General features: G+C 69.6%; 21 protein-coding genes. 13 read left to right on the top strand and 8 right to left on the bottom strand.

The window, feature by feature from the left end:
* Positions 1-108: 108 nt before the first annotated feature.
* Both AVL48_RS39245 and pcrA read right to left on the bottom strand, forming a co-directional pair.
* Positions 109-282 carry a hypothetical protein gene (locus AVL48_RS39245; RefSeq protein WP_156515781.1) on the bottom strand — a complete coding sequence of 58 codons (174 nt, stop codon included), beginning with the start codon at positions 280-282 and terminating at the stop codon, positions 109-111.
* 313 nt (positions 283-595) lie between these two features.
* Positions 596-3,004 carry a DNA helicase PcrA gene (gene pcrA, locus AVL48_RS28635; protein WP_061983411.1) on the bottom strand — a complete coding sequence of 803 codons (2,409 nt, stop codon included), beginning with the start codon at positions 3,002-3,004 and terminating at the stop codon, positions 596-598.
* Between the two features lie 90 nt (positions 3,005-3,094).
* On the opposite strand from pcrA, the gene AVL48_RS28630 reads away from it, so the two are divergent.
* The 8 genes from AVL48_RS28630 (at position 3,095) to AVL48_RS40315 (ending at position 10,399) form a co-directional block, all read left to right on the top strand.
* Positions 3,095-3,514, top strand: coding sequence for a DUF1707 SHOCT-like domain-containing protein (locus AVL48_RS28630; protein ID WP_061983410.1), 420 nt, complete (start codon positions 3,095-3,097; stop codon positions 3,512-3,514).
* 171 nt (positions 3,515-3,685) lie between these two features.
* The gene (locus tag AVL48_RS28625) at positions 3,686-3,973 is read left to right on the top strand and encodes a chorismate mutase (RefSeq protein ID WP_061983409.1); all 288 of its coding nucleotides are present in this window, start codon (positions 3,686-3,688) and stop codon (positions 3,971-3,973) included.
* A gap of 199 nt (positions 3,974-4,172) precedes the next feature.
* Entirely contained in the window at positions 4,173-4,478 is a 306-nt protein-coding gene (locus AVL48_RS28620) for a hypothetical protein (protein WP_061983408.1), read from the top strand.
* A gap of 338 nt (positions 4,479-4,816) precedes the next feature.
* Complete coding sequence (locus AVL48_RS28615; protein ID WP_244162499.1) at positions 4,817-6,055, top strand: hypothetical protein; 1,239 nt, start codon at positions 4,817-4,819, stop codon at positions 6,053-6,055.
* Between the two features lie 254 nt (positions 6,056-6,309).
* Positions 6,310-7,152: a hypothetical protein gene (locus AVL48_RS28610; protein WP_061983406.1), complete on the top strand. Its 843-nt coding sequence runs from the start codon at positions 6,310-6,312 to the stop codon at positions 7,150-7,152.
* Between the two features lie 219 nt (positions 7,153-7,371).
* Positions 7,372-8,997, top strand: coding sequence for a serine/threonine-protein kinase (locus AVL48_RS28605; protein WP_061983405.1), 1,626 nt, complete (start codon positions 7,372-7,374; stop codon positions 8,995-8,997).
* A gap of 18 nt (positions 8,998-9,015) precedes the next feature.
* Positions 9,016-10,062 carry a serine/threonine-protein kinase gene (locus AVL48_RS28600; RefSeq protein ID WP_061983404.1) on the top strand — a complete coding sequence of 349 codons (1,047 nt, stop codon included), beginning with the start codon at positions 9,016-9,018 and terminating at the stop codon, positions 10,060-10,062.
* Between the two features lie 79 nt (positions 10,063-10,141).
* On the top strand, positions 10,142-10,399 hold the full coding sequence (locus tag AVL48_RS40315; RefSeq protein WP_244162500.1) for a hypothetical protein: 258 nt from the start codon (positions 10,142-10,144) through the stop codon (positions 10,397-10,399).
* Here the strand turns inward: AVL48_RS40315 and AVL48_RS40310 are convergent.
* Both AVL48_RS40310 and AVL48_RS28590 read right to left on the bottom strand, forming a co-directional pair.
* Positions 10,386-10,661 (bottom strand): alpha/beta fold hydrolase, encoded by a 276-nt coding sequence (locus AVL48_RS40310; RefSeq protein WP_244162501.1) that lies wholly within the window; start codon positions 10,659-10,661, stop codon positions 10,386-10,388. The two genes, AVL48_RS40315 and AVL48_RS40310, sit on opposite strands and share 14 nt — an antisense overlap.
* A 71-nt stretch (positions 10,662-10,732) precedes the next feature.
* Positions 10,733-11,665, bottom strand: coding sequence for a LysR family transcriptional regulator (locus AVL48_RS28590; protein ID WP_061983403.1), 933 nt, complete (start codon positions 11,663-11,665; stop codon positions 10,733-10,735).
* 101 nt (positions 11,666-11,766) lie between these two features.
* On the opposite strand from AVL48_RS28590, the gene AVL48_RS28585 reads away from it, so the two are divergent.
* Entirely contained in the window at positions 11,767-12,708 is a 942-nt protein-coding gene (locus tag AVL48_RS28585; protein WP_061983402.1) for a DMT family transporter, read from the top strand.
* Positions 12,709-12,796: 88 nt separating this feature from the next.
* On the opposite strand, the gene AVL48_RS28580 is transcribed toward AVL48_RS28585, so the two are convergent.
* The 3 genes from AVL48_RS28580 to AVL48_RS28570 are packed head-to-tail and all read right to left on the bottom strand — an operon-like array spanning position 12,797 to position 15,236.
* Positions 12,797-13,165 (bottom strand): DUF4345 domain-containing protein, encoded by a 369-nt coding sequence (locus AVL48_RS28580; protein WP_061983401.1) that lies wholly within the window; start codon positions 13,163-13,165, stop codon positions 12,797-12,799.
* Positions 13,166-13,873 (bottom strand): response regulator, encoded by a 708-nt coding sequence (locus AVL48_RS28575; protein ID WP_143104642.1) that lies wholly within the window; start codon positions 13,871-13,873, stop codon positions 13,166-13,168.
* A gap of 7 nt (positions 13,874-13,880) precedes the next feature.
* A complete protein-coding gene (locus AVL48_RS28570; protein ID WP_082857782.1) occupies positions 13,881-15,236 on the bottom strand; it encodes an ATP-binding protein in 1,356 nt (451 codons plus the stop codon).
* Between the two features lie 111 nt (positions 15,237-15,347).
* Between AVL48_RS28570 and AVL48_RS28565 the strand changes: the two genes are divergently transcribed.
* Complete coding sequence (locus tag AVL48_RS28565) at positions 15,348-16,616, top strand: PspC domain-containing protein (RefSeq protein WP_061983400.1); 1,269 nt, start codon at positions 15,348-15,350, stop codon at positions 16,614-16,616.
* Positions 16,609-16,842: a hypothetical protein gene (locus tag AVL48_RS28560; RefSeq protein ID WP_061983399.1), complete on the top strand. Its 234-nt coding sequence runs from the start codon at positions 16,609-16,611 to the stop codon at positions 16,840-16,842. The genes AVL48_RS28565 and AVL48_RS28560 overlap by 8 nt, the downstream gene beginning before the upstream one ends.
* A 234-nt stretch (positions 16,843-17,076) precedes the next feature.
* Here the strand turns inward: AVL48_RS28560 and guaA are convergent, their stop codons facing one another.
* Entirely contained in the window at positions 17,077-18,633 is a 1,557-nt protein-coding gene (gene guaA / locus AVL48_RS28555; protein ID WP_061983398.1) for a glutamine-hydrolyzing GMP synthase, read from the bottom strand.
* Between the two features lie 126 nt (positions 18,634-18,759).
* Here guaA and AVL48_RS28550 point away from each other — a divergent pair, with 126 nt between their 5' ends.
* Positions 18,760-19,290, top strand: coding sequence for a DinB family protein (locus AVL48_RS28550; RefSeq protein WP_061983397.1), 531 nt, complete (start codon positions 18,760-18,762; stop codon positions 19,288-19,290).
* A gap of 88 nt (positions 19,291-19,378) precedes the next feature.
* The gene (locus AVL48_RS28545; RefSeq protein WP_061983396.1) at positions 19,379-20,413 is read left to right on the top strand and encodes a zinc-dependent alcohol dehydrogenase family protein; all 1,035 of its coding nucleotides are present in this window, start codon (positions 19,379-19,381) and stop codon (positions 20,411-20,413) included.
* The last annotated feature ends 19 nt before the right edge of the window (positions 20,414-20,432 follow it).

Raw genomic sequence — 20,432 nt, 5'->3', positions numbered from 1 at the left:
TCGACTCCACAAGCCGCGCCTACTCCAAGACGCGCGTCCACTGCGAAAGCTGTGACCACTCCGGCGACTGTGCCCACTCCAGTAGCAGATTCCGGGCTCTCAGAGTCCTCACGTGACGCCGCCGGGCAATCTCCGGACGAAGTAGCCCACCGCGACTTGCCACACTGTGCACAGTCCCGCCGGACGCCGTCCGAACAGCGGCCATCCGGCGAAAATCCCCGCGAAGGACCCCGGCGCCCGGCTGGCCGCGGCCCGAACAGCCATCGCCGCGCGTGCCCGCATACGACACACCGTCCGGCCCCGTCCGGTTCGTGCGTCCGCAGTAACGCGCGCCAGGCCGCGACCAGCCTGAGCACTTCCGACGGTTCCGGACCCCGATCCGATCCCGCCCCTTCTTCAACACCCCGCAAGTACTCCAGTACCCCAGCGGCGAGCGCCCCAAACAAGACCCCGTCCACACCGTGCGCCCCCTCCCTGATGGGGGCACACCGGCTCGTCCGGCATACCCCAGCGCATCGAACTCGTGTTCGATGACACAGGTATACGGGAAGGGTCCGACAGTTTTCGGGCGCGGAGGCGAAACCGCAGGTCAGAGCTAGAGTTTGACCATCGGAACGCTGCCGATGAGCATCAGCCGGACCTTGCCGGCGGCACCGAAGTCGATCGTCGCGGTGGCCCGCGGTCCGGCGCCGTCGCAGGCGATGACCGTGCCGAGCCCGTACTTGTCGTGGCTGACCCTGTCGCCGACGTCGAGCTTCAGCGCGACGGTGTCCTTCCAGCCCTTGCCGAACGGGCTAGTGCCCGACGAACCCGACGGCGACGAGGTCCCGTCGCCACGGCGGCCCCAGGTCGTCGCCGCGCGCGGCGAACCGCCCGAGGAACCGAAACCGCCGGAGGACGGCGACGGCGCGAGCCTGCGCCAATCCACCAGTTCGCCGGGAAGTTCGTCGAGGAACCGCGAAGCCGGGTTCATCTGCGGCTGACCCCAAGCGGAGCGCACCATCGAGCGCGAAACGTACAGCCGTTTCCTGGCCCGCGTGATCGCGACGTAGGCGAGCCGTCGCTCTTCGGCCAGTTCGGTCGGGTCCCCGAGCGCACGCATGTGCGGGAAGATCCCGTCCTCCCAGCCCGTACAGAAGACGACGGGGTATTCGAGGCCCTTCGCGGTGTGCACGGTCATCAACGTGACCACGCCCGAATCGTGCCCGTCCCCGTCATCGCCGCCGTCGGCCGCGGGAATCGAATCCGCGTCCGCCACCAGCGAGACCCGCTCCAGGAACGCGGGCAGTGAGCCCGGCTCCGGCACTCCAGGATCGATCTCGGGCAGTTCGCCCTCCGGTCCGGCGACCTCGGCGGTGAATTCGGTGAATTCCCGCGCGACGGTGACGAGTTCCGTCAGGTTCTCCACCCGCGACGCGTCCTGCGGGTCGTCGGACTCCTCGAGTTCCGCGCGATAACCGGTGCGCTCCAGGACCGCCTCGAGGATGTCGGCGACCTCGGCACCGCTTTCGACGATCTCGCCGAGTTCGTCCAGCAACTCGACGAAACCGGTGATCGCCTTGGCGGAGCGTGGGTTCAGCAGCGGCACCTCACCGTTGACGGCCCCGCGCAACGCCTGCGCGAACGAGATGCGCTCCCGCTCGGCGTAGGTCGCGATGACCGCTTCGGCGCGGTCGCCGATGCCGCGTTTGGGTACGTTGAGGACCCGGCGCAGGCTGACCGTGTCCTCCGGGTTCGCCAGCACCCTCAGGTACGCGAGCATGTCGCGGACCTCGCGCCGTTCGTAGAACCGCACGCCGCCGACGACCTTGTAGGGCAGGCCGAGCCGGATGAAGATCTCTTCGAAGACCCGGGACTGGTTGTTGGTGCGGTAGAAGACCGCGACGTCGGAGTAGTCCGCTTCGCCCTTGTCCGCCAGTGCGTCGATCTCGCCCGCGACGAACGCCGCTTCGTCGTGTTCGTTGTCCGCGACGTAGCCGACGATCTTCTCGCCGTCACCGGCGTCGGTCCACAGCCGCTTCGCGCGCCTGTTGGGGTTGCGGGCGATGACGCCGTTCGCCGCCGAGAGGATCGTCTGGGTCGAGCGGTAGTTCTGTTCCAGCAACACGGTCCGCGCGTTCGGGAAGTCGCGTTCGAATTCCTCGATGTTGCGGATGGTCGCGCCGCGGAAGGCGTAGATCGACTGGTCCGCGTCACCCACGACGCACAGCTCGGCGGGCTCGACACCCGACTCGTTCGGCTCGGTGCCGACCAGTTCGCGGATCAGCGTGTACTGCGCGTGGTTGGTGTCCTGGTACTCGTCGACCAGGACGTGCCGGAACCGCCGCCGGTAGTACTCGGCGACGTCCGGGAAGGTCTGCAGGAGTTCGACCGTCCGCATGATGAGGTCGTCGAAGTCGAACGCGTTGGCCTGGTTCAGCCTTCGCTGGTACTCGACATAGACCTCGGCGACCCGGCGCTCCAGGTCGTTGGCCGCGTTCGACGACGCCGTCTCCGGGTCGACGAGTTCGTTCTTGAGGTTCGAGATGTGCACGGCCAGGGTGCGCGCCGCGTACTTCTTCGGGTCGATGTCGAGATCGCGGGCGACGAGGGTGATGAGCCGCTTCGTGTCGTCCGAGTCATAGATGGAGAAACTCGACGACATCTCCAGCGTTTTGGCCTCGCGGCGCAGGATCCGCACGCACATGGAGTGGAACGTCGACACCCACATGGCGTTAGCGCGGCGGCCGACGAGGTCGCTCACCCGCTCCCGCATCTCCGCGGCCGCCTTGTTGGTGAACGTGATCGCCATAATCTGGCCGGGATGCACGTCCCGCTCGGCCAGCAGGTACGCGATCCGCCGGGTCAGTACCCGGGTCTTGCCCGAGCCCGCGCCCGCGACGACCAGCAGCGGTGCGCCCGCGTGGGTCACGGCCTCGCGTTGCGCCGGGTTCAGGTCGTCGAGCAGGTCCGTGTGCCGGGGCTTGGCCGGGCCGTCCGCTGGGAGATCGAAGAGGGTGTTCATCGCCGGTCCACGCTACAGCGCCGGGCGTAGGCGTCGTTGTCGCCTGCCGTCCGACGCGCGAGCGGTGTTCGCGGCGGAGGATCGGATGCCATGGACACCAACGGAATTCCCTCCCGGCTCAGGGCCGCCGACACCGACCGGGAGCGGGTCGCCTCGCTCATCCAGGCCGCCGGCGGCGAAGGCCGTCTCTCCCTCGAAGAGGTAGAAGAGCGGCTCGGCACTGTGTATTCCACCAAGTACACGGACGAACTCGAGAAGCTCACCTCGGATCTGCCGAAACCCGCCCCGAAGCGACGTCCGGTCGCCTTCGGGCATCCGGCGGTGCGGATCCATGTCGCGATCGCCGTCGTGCTCTCGGTGCTGGTGATCGCCCGCTGGACGGTTTCGGGCGTGCCGTTCTTCTGGCCGGCGATGCCGATGTTCTGGCTCGCCATGAGCGTGCTCGTGCACGCGCGCGTCCGCGGGGCCCGTCGCGGCTTCCGGCGGGGTGACGGCGTCGTTGTGGCATAATGATCGGTGTGCAGCACTACGCGTTCCGATTTTTTTACGGGATCCGGACACCGGCTCCCGTGATCGCGTAGTGCCCGAAACGCCATCACCCGAAGCCCCGGAGTCCACGCGGACCCGGGGCTTTCGCCGTTCCGGGGGCCAGCAGGGAATCCGGACCGAAGAGAGGTCCCGATGAGCACCACACAGAAGCCGGATGCCGAAGAACCCACCGCCACCGCCGAGGAGATCGGCGCACTCCGCAAGGAGATCGACTGGCTCGACAGCGAGATCCTGCGGCTGGTCAAACGCCGCGTCGAGGTGTCCAAGACGATCGGCGCCGCCAGGATGGCCGCGGGCGGCACCAGGATCGTCTACAACCGTGAGATGGACGTGCTGGCCCGTTACCGCGAACTCGGGCCGGAGGGGCGGCAGCTGGCGATGGCGCTGCTGAACCTGGGCCGGGGCCGGCTGGGGCGATAGCAAAGGTCCCCTGCTCCTCCGAGACCGGCGTGACCAAAGCTGACGTGACCAAGGTCTCTTGATCCCTTGAGGTCGCGCGCCTTTCGGCCGCCAGGCCTCGCGATCGTGATGGCAGGGCGCCCTCGGGGTTCACGTAACGATCGGACGGTAGTCGCGCCCTGGCAGCACGATCGCGAACAGCGCGATAAACAATAGAGTCATGATTAACCTCATCGCCGTCATCATCGCGATCGCCGGCGTGCTCGCCGCGTTGGGCCATCTCGGTTATCTCGCCATGTTGAACAACGCGGCGGGTAAGCGAGCGGGCGGGGCGCCCATCGCCCAGTACGTGAGGACACGCTGGGCGATCGCGGGAGGTACCACCGCGGCCTCGCTTTTCGCCTGGTTGCTCACTAGTGGGGGAACGACGCTCGACATCATCGCCATTTTGATCGCAGCGGGTAGTGGGGTGACGGCCACCAAAGCCTTGCAATCGACCCAGCAGAAGTACCGCAGCGGCAACTGAACGACCATACCAGCGGCGATAACGCTGCGTAGCGTCACTGGCGCCCGTACGGCCGCGCCCGACCGAGTGAAACATCTGCAACTTGCAGAGTGGGTGAAGACTTGCGGGTGTGGAGCTTTTAGTGTGGAGCTCGTGAGGACCCTTGCGTCTGGGTCGGGCGATGCCCGGATGGCGCGCGGGGGCATCGGCCCCGCGCGTCCACAGTCGCATGCGCGTGCATTTGCTCGCGAGAGTGCCCGGGAGTCTGCTCGCGAGGGATCCCGTGAAACCGCTGCTCCGTTCGGCTTAACCGGTGTCACTTCGCCGTCAGGTGCGGCCCATGAGGGGGTCGCTCGGACATGAACGGCTGGGTGGAACACCGGGGACGAACCGGACGGAACGGCGCCACGCACGCGGGCCGCCACCGGGCCGGTGGCACCGAGAGCTGGACCCCACCGGTGCCGCCGAGGCGGCAGCGCCCGACCGGGCACGGGCATCACGCGCACAGCGAGTTCGCCCCGCCCTCCACCGGCTCCCTTCCTCTGCCGCCACCGCGGAACAGGAGGGCGCCGAGCCCCGGCTTCGCCCCTTCGAGCGGCCGTCTGCCGCTCCCCCAGTCCGCTCGCGAGGTTCCCGTGGAACGCCCGGTCCGCGTCGAAGTCTCGTTGGCCGAACCCCCTCGGCTCTCCGCCGAGGAACGGCGCGCGAAGGCCGCCCAGCGCACGAAGGTGACACTGGCCGCGCCCGCGCCCTGCCGTCCCGAACCGGTGGAGAACGACGACGAAGTCCGTGTCTATCTGGCCCCGCCCCTCGACGGGCTGAGCACCTTCGACCTCGGTTCGGTGCCCGCTTCGGTGACTCCGCCCAAGACCTGGCGCAAGGCCGCCTGGTTCGCCGCCGCCGCGTCCGCGCTCGTCGTCGTCGGCTTGCTGTTCGCCGGCTCCTTCCTGGTGGGCAAACCACTCCCGGAGCAACAGAGCCAGGGCGGCTGGCCCGGCTACCGCGGCGGCAGCCCGATGACCAACGAAGGCCTCGCCGCGAACCCGACCACGCAATCGCAGGGCGGCGCGGCGGGCAACCCGTCCGGATCCGAGTCCGACTCACCCACCAGCGACGACCGCAGTTCCGCCAACTCCGGCACCTCCTCCGACAGCGAGCGCCACGGCAGCGGCGGGTCGCGGCCCGCCTCCGGCGGACCGGTCACGACCGGTCGGCCCGCCCCGCCGTCGAGCGACCGGCCACGGAAGCCGCCGATCACTCCCGCCGACCGCACGACCACCCCCGCCCCCTGGTACGCGTCGCAGCCGGACGCGCAGGCGATGGGCGACAACACCGAACTCTTCCTCAACACCGTCACCACCGACCCGAACCAGGCCTCCGACGTGACCTCGGGCAGTCTCCGCGAAGAAGGCGCGCAAGGCCTGCGTGAGCGCTACGCCGATGTCGCCTATTTCGAGGTGAAGAAGGTCAGCATCGACCAGCGTCGGGGCGTCACGGTCAACACCGTCGAGGTCACTCACAAAGACGGCACGAAGACCATGGAGCAGCGCACCCTGACCTTCGGTGACGACGACAAGATCGTCGACGACGGTATGTAGGTGACCACGCACGTGCAGGTGTCCGTTCCTCTGCACGTGCGGTGCGGCGAGCGGTTGTCCCTGGTCCGGGTGGGTGACATAAGCTGCCGTTCGTCGTATCGCGACGGCATTCCGGCGACAGAGCCTGGCCGAGGACCGTCTCCACAGGGTTACCTGACGACAGCAGGGTCCGCACCGTTCAGAAGACGGCCGCGCGGACCAGAGGCGCCGGCCGAACGGCCCAGCGCCTGCCCCGGACCAGAGCGAGGAATTTCGTGCTTGATCGACAGCGCATTCGGCGTGAGGACGCCGTACGTGTCGAGGACGTCATCCCGGAAGAGATCCTGAACGACACCCGCGTCGACCGCGAGTACCTGGAGCAGGTCTTCCGCGAGCCGCAGAAGTTCGTTCCCGCCCGTACCCGCGACGAGCCGTCGCCGCGGCACGAGCCGGAAGACGAGCCGGAAAGCCGCAGTGCCCGGCGGGCGAAGCTGGCCGGCCTGGTCGCCGCCGGACTGCTGGTCGCGGGCGCCGTCGTCACCGCGGGCGTGCTCGCGGGAACGCATCGGCAGAACCCGGCGCCGTCCGCCGGAGCGTCCGAAGTGATGAGCGGAGCCGCCGCGCTCGGCGGGCTCGCCGTCCCGGACGCCTCCGAGCCGCAGCAGAAGCGCGAGACATCGACCCCGGCGGGCACCAGCACGACGCACCAGCCCTCTTCGGGCACCGGCTCGGGTTCGGTCGCGCGGCAGGGTCCGGTGTCCAGCAGCGCCAGTCCGAAGCCGGTCGCCAAGCCTGCCGCGGTCAGCTCGACCGAAGACAAGATCGACGCGGTCCGGAAGTTCTACCAGACCGTGGACGCCGATCCCGACGGCGCGCTGACGCTGCTCGCGCCGGTGCTGGCCGAGTCCGAAGCGGGTCAGCTGATCCAGGCGTGGAGCTCGATGGACGCCATCCAGATCCAGGACATCCGGGAGCAGGCCGACGGCACCATCCTCGCCGTGGTGACCATGCGCAACCCGGACGGCGGCCTGGTCCGGGTCACGCAGATCCTGGAATTCGCCGACCGGGCGACCGGCCTGATCACCGACGCCCGGCTGCTGTCGGCGCAGCACATGTGACGGATACCCGGCGTTGAAGTGCCCTCCACCCAGGGCGATCAGAGCGTGCCGCGTGTGTGTGCGCAGAGTGAGCGCCTAGCCTTGTCACGAGTCGGTCTCGGAAAAGCCGGCACACAGACCACTACATGTGCATACGCTCCAAGGCTGTGGCGTGCTGAAAGCCGCACCGCGTGCGCGGACGACTCCGCGACGTGAAGACGGAGCCCAAAGGGAGGTCGCGTGAGCGACGAGGGTCGCCTGGTCGCCGGTCGATATCGCATCGTCGGGCGGATCGGCACGGGCGCGATGGGTGCCGTCTGGCAAGCGCACGACGAGGTACTCGGCCGCACGGTGGCGATCAAGCAGTTGCTGCTGCAGCCCGGCCTCGAAGCCCAAGGCGCCGAGGACGCCCGCCAGCGCACCATGCGTGAGGGCCGGATCGCCGCCAGGTTGCACCACCCGAACGCCATCTCGGTGTTCGACGTCGTCACCGACGACAACGGGCAGCCGTGCCTGATCATGGAGTACCTGAACTCCACCAGCCTCGCCCAGGTGCTGCAGGAGGAGCGGACGCTCCCGCCGATCGAGGTGGCCCGGATCGGCGCGCAGGTCGCGGCGGCGCTGACCGAGGCGCACGCCGTCGGCATCGTGCACCGGGACATCAAGCCCGGCAACATCCTGCTCGCCCCCAACGGCACCGTGAAGATCACCGACTTCGGCATCTCCCGGGCCAAGGACGACGTCACGGTCACCAAGACCGGGATGATCGCCGGCACGCCCGCCTACCTGGCGCCCGAGGTCGCCATCGGTGGCGACCCCGGCCCTGAGTCCGACGTCTTCTCGCTCGGCTCGACGCTCTACGCGGCCTGCGAAGGCCAGCCTCCGTTCGGCCTGAGCGAGAACACGCTGAGCCTGTTGCACGCCGTCGCGGCCGGGCAGATCATCCCGCCGCGTCAGTCCGGCCCGCTCGCCAGTGTGCTGGCCGTGCTGCTGCATCCGGAGATCCGGCACCGGCCCACCGCCGAAGAGTGCGAAGAACTGCTGGCCGCTGTCGCGCGCGGTGAGACGCCGTTGGGCGGTCCCGCCGACGAAACCTTGCTCGCCGCCCCGGTCGCGGGCGGTCTCGCGGGCGCGGGCGTGACCCAGGCCCTCGACAGCGAGTCGGCAGGGCATTCGGGATCGCTCCTGGACGAACAGGCCGCGGCGGGTTCGTACTACGACGACGAGGACGACTATCACCAGCCGCCCGCGTCGAACTACCCGGAAGCCGACTACGACGGGTACGACAACTACGACGAGACGGCGCTGCTGGCGGAACGCGGCCACCCCGGCGGTGGACCGGCGCCGACGCGCGCCGTCCCGGTGCCCGCGGGCGACTACGACGACGATCCCTACGACGACGACTACGACACCCCGCCGCCGCCTCCGCCGCCGCCCACCCGGGCGCAGACCAGCCCGGTGGACGAGGACGACGACGAGAAGCCGGGCGCGTGGAAGAAGCCCGCGATCATCGGCGGTGTGGTGGTCGTGGCGCTGGCCGCGCTGGGTATCTGGCTGCTGAGCCCGAACAACCCGGAGACCCCGGCGCAGGTCGGGAACTCCTCGACGAAGCCGACTCCTTCGGCGACGTCTTCGGCTCCCGAGACGACGGAAACGCCGACGGAGTCGCAATCGGCCGAGCCGCCCAAGGAAACGCCGACCTCGTCGAAGAAGACGTCGAGTAAGGCGACCCAGCCGCAGGAGCCGGATCCGTCTACGCCGTCGAAGACACCCACGAAGTCTTCCGCGAAGCCGCCGGCGTCGTCGTCGGCACCGCCCCCGTCGAGCGAGCCCGACCCGCCGTCATCGGCTCCGGCTAATCCGTGATCTGATCCGAGGCTGCAATTGAGTTCTGAAGGTTCCATCGTCGGTGGCCGGTACCGCCTGGACCAGCCCATCGGGCGCGGCCGGGCGGGCATCGTCTGGCTGGCGTTCGACACGCGGCTGCTGCGCACGGTCGCGATGAAGCGGATGTATCTGCCCGTCGGCCTGCCGCCGGACCGGGCGGAGCAGGCCAAGGCCGTGGTCATCCAAGAGGGCAAGGACGCGGCCAAGTTCGAGCACGCCACCGCCATCAAGGTGTACGACGTCCTGCCCGACGGTCCGGACGTGTGGCTGGTGATGGAGTACATCCCGTCGCGCGGGATGGCGACCTTCCTGGCCGAGCACGGCAGGCTGACCGCGGAACAGGCCGCCGCGCTGGGCATCATGCTCGGCCGCGCGCTGGCCGCGATGCACGAGGCCGGCGTGGTGCACCGGACGGTCGAGCCGGGCACGGTCCTGCTGGCCGACGACGGCGGCGTGAAGCTCACCGACATCGGCATCACCGGTGGCGGGCCGAGTCCGGCGTACCGGGCGCCCGAGGTGGCGCGTGGCGAACCGGCGACCTCGGCCTCCGACGTGTTCTCGCTGGGCGCGACGCTGTACACCGCCGTCGAAGGTGTGCCGCCGTTCGGTGAAGACGGCGAGTCCTCGGAGCGGCCGCCGCAGACCGCTGGCCCGCTGGCCGGTGCGCTGCGCAAGATGCTGCGAGCCGACCCGAGCGCGCGGCCGACGATGGCCGACACGGTCCGCTCGCTGGGCGCGATCACCGAGGGGCGGCAGACGGCCTTCATCCCGCCGACGGCGCCAGCCATGCCCACGGTGCCCGCTTCGATGCCGGTGCCCATGCCGCAGGCGCCGCAGCAGCCGGTCCCGCAGTTCGCCCAGCAGCAGCCTCCGCAGTATCAGGCGCCGCAGCAGTACGCGCCGCCGCCGCAACAGCGGTACCAGCCCGCCCCCGCGTCGGCCGCGGCGAAGTCGCCGGACACCCGGAAATGGCTGATCACCGCGGGTGCCGTGGTCGCGGCGATCCTCATCGGGGTGCTGTTCGCGGAACTGTTCCTGCTCTAGAGCCGTTCGAGGACCAGCGTCGCCAGTTCGACCGGACGGCTGAGGTACGGGCTTGTGACTCGCCCGCCAGGTCACCGTCGTGTCGCAGCGCGCGGCGCAGTGGGCCATCAGTTCCGGTGCGAGCGCCCGGTCCTCGGTGCAGGCGAGGTACGTGGTCGGGGTGTCCTTCCACGCCGAGCCTTCGGGCGACTCGTCGAAGATCGTGACCGGTTCCGGGCGTAGCAACGCCGTGGCGCGCTCGGCGACGCCGTCCGTGCAGTCGGCGTACATGGACTCGCGGACGGCGACGAGGTCGAGGTGGGTGGAACCAGCGTCGTCGAAGGTCAAGGGCACCTGATCGGGCTCGCGGCCAGGTAGATCAGGTGCGAAATCCCCTGAAGCCCGCTGGCGGTGAGGCCGCCGAAGGAATGCGCGAGCACCACCGGCGGCTCGGCCGCCCGGTCGACGAGCTCCTGCACGATCCGGGTGGTTTCGGCGATCGGACGCCCCCCGAGGTCGGGGACGGTGACCTCGGCGCCTTCCCGGCGCAAGCGTCCGACGACATCGTCGAAATGGGCGGGCTGATGCCAAGAGCCGTGCAGGACGATCAGGGGACGCACGGAGGTCCTTTCTCTGGCGGGATTCGTGGCTTCCCTGCCAGGCTGCCGACCGCCGCTACGGCTGATCAAGCTCAGCCGGTTTTCGTGCCCACCCGGCCAGTCCCGCTTACCTGTCCGGCCCCTTCGCGGATGGCGAGGAGGAAGCGTCGCACCGCAGGGTGTTCCCTGGCGTGCGCGGCGACGGCCGCGTGGATGGAGCGCACCGGATCGGGACGACGGACCTTGCGGATGGCGACGCCGGGATGCGGGGCGCCGAGCCCGAGTTCCGGGATCAGCGCGACCCCGAGTCCGGCGGCCACAAACCCTTGCGCCGTCTGGTAATCCTCGGATTCGACGACATGGTTCGGGGCGAATCCGGCCGCGCCGCAGGCGTCGAGCAGGATGTCGCGGCAGGCACCGGGGAGACCGTCGACGCCGACCCACGGATCCTCCGCGAGTTCGGCCAGGTCGAGGACGCGCTTACGGGCGAGCCGATGGTTCTTCGGCAGGATCGCGCGGTACGGGTCGTCGAGGAGGTGCACGTACTCGACCCCCTTGACCACGGGAATGCTGGTGGGGAGCACGATCATCGCGACGTCGGCCTCGCCGGACTCGATCTCGGGCATCGAATCGCTGGGCTCGACCAGTTTCAGGTCGAGGCGGACGCCGGGGAAGTCCCGGCGCAGCGCGGCGACGGCCAGCGGGACCAGTGAGGCACCGGCCGTGGCGAAATAGCGGATCGCGAGCCTGCCGGTGCGGCCTTCCTTGAGTTCGGTGAGCGCGGCCTCGGCCTTGGCGAGCTGGGTGCTCAGGGTTTCCGCGTGTTCGGACAACAGCGAACCGGCCGGCGTCGGGCGCACGCCGCGGCCCACGCGCTCCAGCAGTTCGACGCCCGCTTCCCTTTCCAGGGTGGACAATTGCTGGCTGATGGCGGAAGGTGTGTAGCCGAGATTCCGGGCGGCGGCGGTGATCGAACCACTGCTGATCACGGCTCGGAGGACCTGCATGCGGCGTACGTCCAGCATGGTCCGATCTTACAGTTTTTCTTAAGTCTGCCTGCAGTTATTTTCGCTTGTCCTTACGCGTCGGCGCCGCGAAGCTGGGCCAGGCGAGAAGGAGGACTGGGGTGGGCGAGACCAAGACCCTGCTGCGGCTCGGCGCGCTGGCGCTCATGTGGGGATCGAGTTTCTTCTGGATCAAGCTGGGGCTGGAGGCGTTCTCCCCGGTGCAGCTGGTGCTGGCGCGGGTGACGCTGGGGGCGGCCGTGCTGATCGGGCTCTGCTACCTCGGCCGGGACCGGCTGCCGTCGGGACGGCGGATCTGGGGACATCTGGCGGTCGCGGCGTTCTTCCACAACGCGCTGCCGTTCCTGCTGTTCGCATGGGGCGAGCTGACCGTCGATTCCGGGATCACGGGGGTCCTGAACTCGACGACGCCGTTGTGGGTGCTGGTCGCCGCGCCGATGCTGGGCGCACGGACGAAGATGACCGGGGTCCGGGTCGCCGGGCTCGTCGCGGGGCTCGCCGGGATTTTGCTGATCTTCGCGCCGTGGGAGGCCTCCGGTCTGTTCAGCTGGGGCGCGCTGGCCTGCCTCGCTGCGGCCGCGAGCTACGGGTTCGCGATCGTCTACGAGGGCAAGTACCTGACCGGGACCGGCGACTCGCCGATGTCGCTGGCCGGTGGACAAATGCTGCTCGCGACCGGCTTCGTGCTGCTGGCGATGCCGATGGGCGGATTCGAGCCGATGCACCTGAGTGCCGGCGCGGTCGTCGCGATCGTGGTGCTGGGGATCGGGTCGACCGGCATCGCGTTCGCGCTGAACTATCAGCTCCTCGCGAGTGAGGGCGCCGTCGCGGCTTCGATCGTCGGGTATCTGCTGCCGGTGGTGTCGGTGCTGCTGGGGGCGGTGTTCCTGGCCGAGTCACTGAACTTCCGGGTGATCGCCGGGATGGTCGTCGTGCTGGGCGGTGTCGCGCTGACGCGGATCCGCCCGAGGGAGCGGGGGACCTTTGCTACCGCCCCGGTGGTGGAGCGCCCGCTGGCCACCGCCGGGGAGACGACCCCGTGACCTGCGTTTAGCGGGCTAAACGCGACGCGGTGCGGTGGGGCCTGGGGGCTCACCGCACCGCGTTCAGCCCGCTGAAGGCGACGCGGCGTCAGAGGACGGAGACGACGAGCAGGGCGGCCATGACCAGCTCGACCCAGAAGTAGAGCCAGCTCGGATAGAACCGCTCCGGCCGCTCCGCGAACCGCGCGACCAGCCGCCCGAAGGCCATCCCGGCGAGTGCGACGGCCACCGCGATCGCGACACCCCGCTGGATCCCGCCGACGTCGAAAGCCGCGAACCCGAGCAGCACGGCGATCGCCACGCCGAAGCCGCCGTAAACCGCGCGCACTTCGGTCCGCGCGGTCGCGGAGTCCAGCGTGATGCCGAACGGCCGGATCAGCCGCCGCGGCGCGATGAGCCCGAGCAGTCCCATCCCCAGGAAGAACACGGCCACCAGGCCGATGAGAACAGGCGCCATCTAAACGAGACGCCGGTCGGAAGCCCAGCGCGAAAGCTCGTACCGGTTCGAAAGCTGCGTCTTCCGCAGAACGCTCGACACATGTGTCTCGACGGTCTTCACCGAGATGAACAGCTCGGACGCGATTTCCTTGTACGCGTACCCGCGCGCGAGCAGCCGCAGCACGTCGCGTTCCCGCGGCGTCAGCAGGTCGAGGTCCGGGTCGCTGATCGGCGCGGAACCCGGCCGGTCGGCGAAGGCGTCGAGCACGAATCCGGCCAGCCGCGGCGAAAACACCGCGTCGCCGTCGGAAACCCGCACGACCGCGCGCACGAGTTCCTTCGACGAAATCGTCTTCGTGACATAGCCGCGCGCCCCGGCGCGGATCACGGCGATCACGTCCTCCGCGGCGTCGGAGACCGACAGCGCGAGGAACACGACATCGGGCAGTTCCGGGCGGACCCGGCGGAGCACCTCGGCGCCGCCACCGTCCGGCATGTGCACGTCGAGCAGCACCACCTGCGGTGTGGTCCGCGCGATCCCCGCGACCGCCTCGGCCACCGAGCCCGCCTCGCCGACCACGCGCACGTCGTCGGTGATCGAATCCAGTTCGGTACGCACGCCTGCCCGGAAGAGCGCGTGGTCGTCGACGAGGAAGACCTTGACCGGCTCCCGCGTCTGCTGGTTCTCCGTCACGATGCTCCCTCGCTCGCCCTGTTCCGTGAGCATAGCGACCTCACGCCGCGCCCTTCCCCGCCTTGACCGGCATCTCCAGCTGGACTTCGGTGCCTTCACCCGGTGCGGTACGCAGTTTGCACTTGCCCCCGTGCCGTTCCATCCGCCCCCGGATGGAATCCGCGAGTCCGTGCCGGTCGGCCGGGACGACGTCGGGATCGAATCCCTTGCCCCGGTCGCGCACGAAAACCGTCACCGCTGTCGGCTCGACCTCGGCGTACACACTGACCTCGTCGACACCCGCGTGTTTGGCGGCGTTGACGATCGCTTCGCGCGCCGCCTGCACCAGCGCGGTCAGCGGCTCGTTCAAGGTGGCTTCCCCCACCACGACCTGCTGAACCGAAATCGCGAAGGTGTCCTCGATCTCGCCGCACGCGGTCGCGAGCACCTCCGACAACTGCCCGCTGATCGCTTCCTCTTCGGTCTTCTGGCTCTTGCCGTACCCCGACGGCCCGTACAGCCAGGCGCGCAGCTCGCGTTCCTGACCGCGAGCGAGCCTGGCGACCTCGCGCGGTGCTTCCGCCTGCTTCTGGATCAGGGCGAGGGTCTGCAGGACCGAGTCGTGCAGATGCGCGGCGATCTCGGCGCGTTCGTCGGTGCGGACGCGGGCGGTGCGCTCGTCGGACAGGTCGCGGACCAGGCGCAACCAGAACGGCACGGTCAGCACGGCGACGCCGAACAGGGTCGCGATCACCGCGACCAGCGCGAACTTGACCTGTTCCATACTGCCGCTCTGCAGGACGACGACGCCGATCCCGGCCATCACCAGCGCGACACCGGCGACAACGCGGATCGCGGCCGACCAGCCCCCGCCGCCGAGGAACGCTCCGGCGACACTGTCCTTCGCCCCGAGCCGCCAGCGGCGTCGCTGCGACTCGTCGGCCTCCCGCCAGACGACCGCCGCACCGATCATGGCCAGCGCGAGCGGGATGGCGACCCAGCCGCTGATCAGGCCGGTCAGTGTGCCGCTGGCGACGGCGAGGCCGACACCCAGCGCCATCAGGCCGAACGCCTGCTGTTTCTCCTTCGGCGCGGATTTCTCCGGCTCGACCTCACCCGACTGTTGCTGGACGAAAACCCAGAGCAGGCCGTACGCGAGCAGACCGGCGCCGTTCAGCGCGGCCAGCAGCGCGAACGCCGTCCGGACCCAGAGCACCTTGACACCGAGGTGATCGGCGAGCCCCCCGGCGACACCCGCGATGGCTCGGCCGGACCGGCGGCGGTACATCTTGGGCGGTTCGAACTGCGTCAAGGGCAGGGCGGCGGGCACCGGCGCCGGAGGGCGCTCGATGATCGTCGGCTTCACCTGCTCGGCGAGGTCGTTGGGGGCGGATTCCTGCACGTTCTCCATGGTCACACGCCGGGAGGGACTGATCCATCGGGGAAACCCCTGACTCTTCCCGCTGGGGGAAACCTCAGGGACGTTCCCGGATGTGCCGGGTGTCCACCGGCGCGCATTCTTTGTGGCATGAGTGGGAGTGAGACACATACGCCGAAGCACGGCCCCGCGGCCGGCTTCGAGGAGACCGTCAAGGATTTCTGGCGGAGCAGGCCGGTTCGGCCGGCCCACGGCCGTAAGTTCGCCGGCGTCGCGGCCGGGATCGGTTACCGGTACGGCATCGACCCGACCGTGGTCCGCGTCGCACTGGTCGCCGCGACCGTGTTCGGCGGCTTCGGCGTCTTCGTCTATCTGCTGGGCTGGCTGTTCCTGCCGCAGGAGGGCGACCGCGTTTCCGCGTTCGAGGGCCTGATCGGCCGTGGCCGCGCGTCGAGTTCGCCGGCGTTCGCGGTGCTGCTGCTGATCCTGCTGTTCCCCGGCCTCACCTGGACCCTGAGCGGCGGCTGGATGACCGACGGCACGGGGTTGATCGGTTTCGCGCTGGCCGCCGTCGCGCTGTACCTGCTGCATCGCAATCGCGGACAGTTCAACCGGCCGGTGATGCCCGCTCCGGCGTATCCGACCGCCGCGTTCTCGATGGCGTCGGCGTCGGCCTCCACTTCGACGGCGACCGAGGGCGGCTGGGACCCGCTCGCGGCCGACCCGTCCGCTTGGGACCTGCCGAACGCGTCGCTGTCCGGCGGCCTGCCGCCGCAGACCCCTCCGCCGCCTCCGGCGCCGCCTGCACCTCGCGGCCGGAAGTCGAAGATCGGCGCCGCGACCTTCGGGGTCGCCGTATTGGTCGCCGGCGTCGGCACCGTCCTCGGTCTGGACGGCGAGGCGTGGTTCACCATGCAGCACGTCGTCGGGCTCACCCTCGGCGTGGTCGGCATCGGACTGGTGGCCGGTTCGTTCGTCCGGGGCGGTCGCGGGCTGATCGGGCTGGCGGTGCCGCTGGCGATCGTCGGGATGGCGCTGACCACGGTGCCGTTCGAGAACTTCTCCGTGAAGGGCGGTTTGGGCGACCTGACCGCGACGCCGAGCCAGGTGTCCGAGGTGCTGCCCGAATACCACCGTTCGGCCGGGGACATCGGCCTCGACCTGACCAAGCTGCCCGCCGGGGCAACGGTCACCACGAAGGTCACCAATGGGGCGGGCAACTCGACCGTGCTCGTGCCGATGGGTGCCGAAGTGAAGGTCACCTGCGAGACGGGGGCAGGGGACGTCGACTGCCTCGGCCAGTCGCGTTCGGGGGTCGGTGAGGACGCGATCGACTTCACCGCGCCGGGCGACAGTGGCCAGAAGATCGTCCTGCAGGTCAAGAACGGTGTCGGAAACGTGGAGGTGCGTCGTGGCTGAGTACGACTACGACAAGTACGACAGCACGCGGACCCAACCGGCGAAGCGCGGGGTGGATCTCTTCACCCTGATCGTCGGGATCGCGACGCTGCTGGTGTCGGGTTACGTCCTCTCGGACGGCTCCACGTGGCTCCCGCAGTTCGACTTCCGGTGGGTCATGGCGGGCGGGGCGATCTTCGTCGGCGTCCTGCTGCTGGCCGCATCGTTGCGCAAGAGCCGCCGCTAGCGGCCCCGCTCACGGACCACTCCCTCAGAAGGCCCCGGCCCCTCGCCGGGGCCTTCGCCTTGCGCCCACCTGCGGAAGGAGGCGACTTTCGCCCCCTGATCGTGATCCGGTCGCCCAGGTACCCGAGGCCCACCGGATCGCGATTAGGGGGCGAAAGTCGACCTGGGTCGCCCAGGTGCCCAGGCGACGCGGATCGCGATTAGCCCGCTGAACGCAGGTCGGAGCGGGTACGGGTCACTCCCACTCGATGGTGCCCGGCGGCTTGGACGTGACGTCCAGGACCACCCGGTTCACCTCGGCGACCTCGTTGGTGATGCGGGTCGAGATCCGCTCCAGCACCTCGTAGGGCAGTCGCGTCCAGTCCGCGGTCATCGCGTCCTCGGACGACACCGGCCGCAGCACGATCGGGTGCCCGTAGGTCCGCCCGTCGCCCTGGACGCCGACGCTGCGGACGTCGGCGAGCAGCACCACCGGGCACTGCCAGATCTCGTTGTCCAGCCCGGCCGCGGTGAGTTCCTCGCGCGCGATGGCGTCGGCCGCGCGCAGCGTCTCGAGCCGCTCGGCGTCGACGGCGCCGATGATCCGGATGCCGAGTCCAGGGCCGGGGAACGGCTGCCGCTGCACGATCGTCTCCGGCAGCCCGAGTTCCAGCCCGACGCGGCGCACCTCGTCCTTGAACAGCAGGCGCAGCGGCTCGACGAGCTCGAACTGCAGGTCGTCCGGCAGCCCGCCGACGTTGTGGTGACTCTTGATGTTCGCCGCGCCCTCGCCGCCGCCGGACTCGACGACGTCCGGGTACAGCGTCCCCTGGACCAGGAACTTGTAGTCGCCCTCGGCCTTGAGATCGCGCTCGGCCTGCTCGAACACGCGGATGAACTCGCGGCCGATGATCTTGCGCTTCTCCTCGGGGTCGGTGACCCCGGCCAGCGCGTCGAGGAACCGCTCGCGCGCGTCGACGGTGACCAGGTTGACCCCGGTGGCGGCGACGAAATCGCGCTCGACCTGTGTCCGCTCGCCGGAGCGCAGCAGGCCGTGGTCGACGAACACGCAGGTCAGCCGGTCACCGATGGCACGCTGGACGAGCGCGGCCGCCACGGCGGAGTCGACACCGCCGGAGAGCCCGCAGATCGCGCGGCCGTCGCCGACCTGCTCGGCGATGCGGGTGACCTGCTCGTCGACGATGGACGAGGTCGTCCACTGCGGCCGGAGGCCCGCGATGTCGTGCAGGAAGCGGCGAAGCACCTCCTGGCCGTGCGGCGAGTGGTGGACCTCGGGGTGGTACTGAACGCCGGCGAAGCGGCGCTCGACGTCTTCGAACCCGGCGACCGCGGCGCCATCGCTCGACGCGGTCACGGTGGCACCCTCGGGGGCCTTGGTGACGCTGTCGTTGTGGCTCATCCAGGCGGGCTGGGTGTTCGGCAGACCGGCGTGCAACACGCCACCCTCACCGGCGACGCGGACCTCGGTGCGGCCGAACTCGCGGATCCCGGTGGGTTCGACCGTGCCGCCGAGCGCCTGCGCGAGCACCTGGTGGCCGTAACAGATCCCGAGGATCGGCACGCCCGCGTCGACCAGTCCGGGGGCGAGCGCGGGAGCGTTCTCCGCGTACACGCTGGAAGGACCACCGGAAAGGATGATGGCGGCCGGATCCTTCGCGAGGATGTCCTCGGTGGTGGCGGTGTGCGGGACGACCTCGGAGTAGACCTGGGCCTCACGTACGCGGCGCGCGATCAGCTGCGCGTACTGCGCCCCGAAGTCCACGACGAGTACCGGACCGGTGGGACTGGGCACCTGAGACCTCCTGATCAGAGCAGCATGCTTCCCCACCATCGTCCCAGGTGGGCCCGGTCACCCCGCCGCCAACCCCCAGACGATTCAGGACAGCCGCTGACCGCTGGGCGGCCTACCGTCCGAGACATGGGCATCGACTGGAGCAAGGAACTCTCCGAACAGCTCGACTGGCACTGGACGCAGCACCTGCGGCCCCGGCTGAACACCCTCACCGACGACGAATATCTCTGGGAACCCGTCGAGGGTTGCTGGACGATCCGCGCGAGCAAGACCGGCGAGATCCAGATCGACTGGGCGTATCCGGAACCGTCACCGCCGCCGGTGACGACGATCGCCTGGCGGCTCGCCCACATCATCGTCGGCGTCTTCGCGATGCGGAACGCGTCGCACTTCGGCGGCCCGCCCGTCGACTACCAGACCTTCCCATACGCGGCTTCCGCCAAAGAAGCGCTGAAGCAGCTCGACGACGCGTACGCGCACTGGCGCGACAGCGTCCGCCGCCTCTCCGCCGAAGACCTCGCGAGGCCTTGCGGCCCGGCCGAAGGCCCGTACTCCGAGTACCCGCTCGCGACCCTCGTCCTGCACATCAACCGGGAGGTCATCCACCACGGCGCCGAGATCCTGCTGCTCCGCGACCTCTACCGGCGTCGCGTTTAGCCCGCTAAAGGCGACGCGGGCCCGGAGCGCGTTTAGCGGGTTAAACGCGACGCGCCCATACTGGGTCCAGCTGAGGAAAGGACCCGTCTTGCGAGCGACTGTCATCTACGGCGCCGGCGACGTACGCGTCGAGACCGTCCCCGACCCAAAACTGAGCGAACCCACCGACGCGCTCCTCCGCGTCGTCCGCTCGTGCATCTGCGGCAGCGACCTCTGGCCGTACGGCAGCATGCCCGCCCGCGACCGCGGCGTCCGGATCGGTCACGAGTTCCTCGGTGTCATCGAGGCCGTCGGCTCCGACGTCACCACGCTCAAGACCGGCGACCTGGTCGTCGCGCCCTTCGTGTACTCCGACAACACCTGCCAGTTCTGCCGCGAAGGTCTCCACACCTCGTGCCTGCACGGCGGGAACTGGGGCGCGAAGGGGGTCGACGCCGGCCAGGGCGAGGCCGTCCGCGTCCCGCAGGCGGACGGCACGCTCGTGAAGGTGCCGCACACCGAGGACGACGACCTGCTCGCGTCGCTCCTCACCCTCTCCGACGTCTTCCCGACCGGCCATCACGCCGCGACCAAGGCCGGAGTGAACGAGCGCACCACTGTCACCGTCATCGGCGACGGCGCCGTCGGGCTCTGCGCGGTCCTGGCCGCGAAGCGCCTCGGCGCCGAACGGATCATCTTGATGGGCCGCCATCAGGCTCGTACCGACCTCGGCCGGGAGTTCGGCGCGACAGACGTCGTGTCCGAGCGCGGTGACGAAGGCATCGAGAAGGTCCGAGAGCTGACCAACGGCGAAGGCACCCACACCGTTCTCGAATGCGTCGGTACGAAGGCCGCTTTCGAGATGGGCGTCGGCGCTGTGCGCCCCGGCGGCACGGTCAGCCGCGTCGGCGTGCCGCAGTACGCCGAGGGCCCGATCGGTCCGTCGCTCTTCCGCCGCAACATCACCGTCACCGGCGGCGTCGCGCCCGCCCGCCACTACATCCCGGAGCTGCTCGACGACGTCGTCGAAGGCCGGTACCAACCGGGCAAGGTATTCGACCGGACCATCGGACTCGAAGAGGTTCCGGACGGCTACCGCGCGATGGCCGACCGCGAAGCGCTCAAAGTGCTCGTCAAGCCCTGACTGGAATACCTTGTCATCC

The sequence above is a fragment of the Amycolatopsis regifaucium genome, from assembly GCF_001613935.1.
Lineage (GTDB): Bacteria > Actinomycetota > Actinomycetes > Mycobacteriales > Pseudonocardiaceae > Amycolatopsis > Amycolatopsis regifaucium.
The sequence above is the reverse complement of the archived record's forward strand: the minus strand, read 5'-3'. Positions and strand labels throughout refer to the sequence as shown.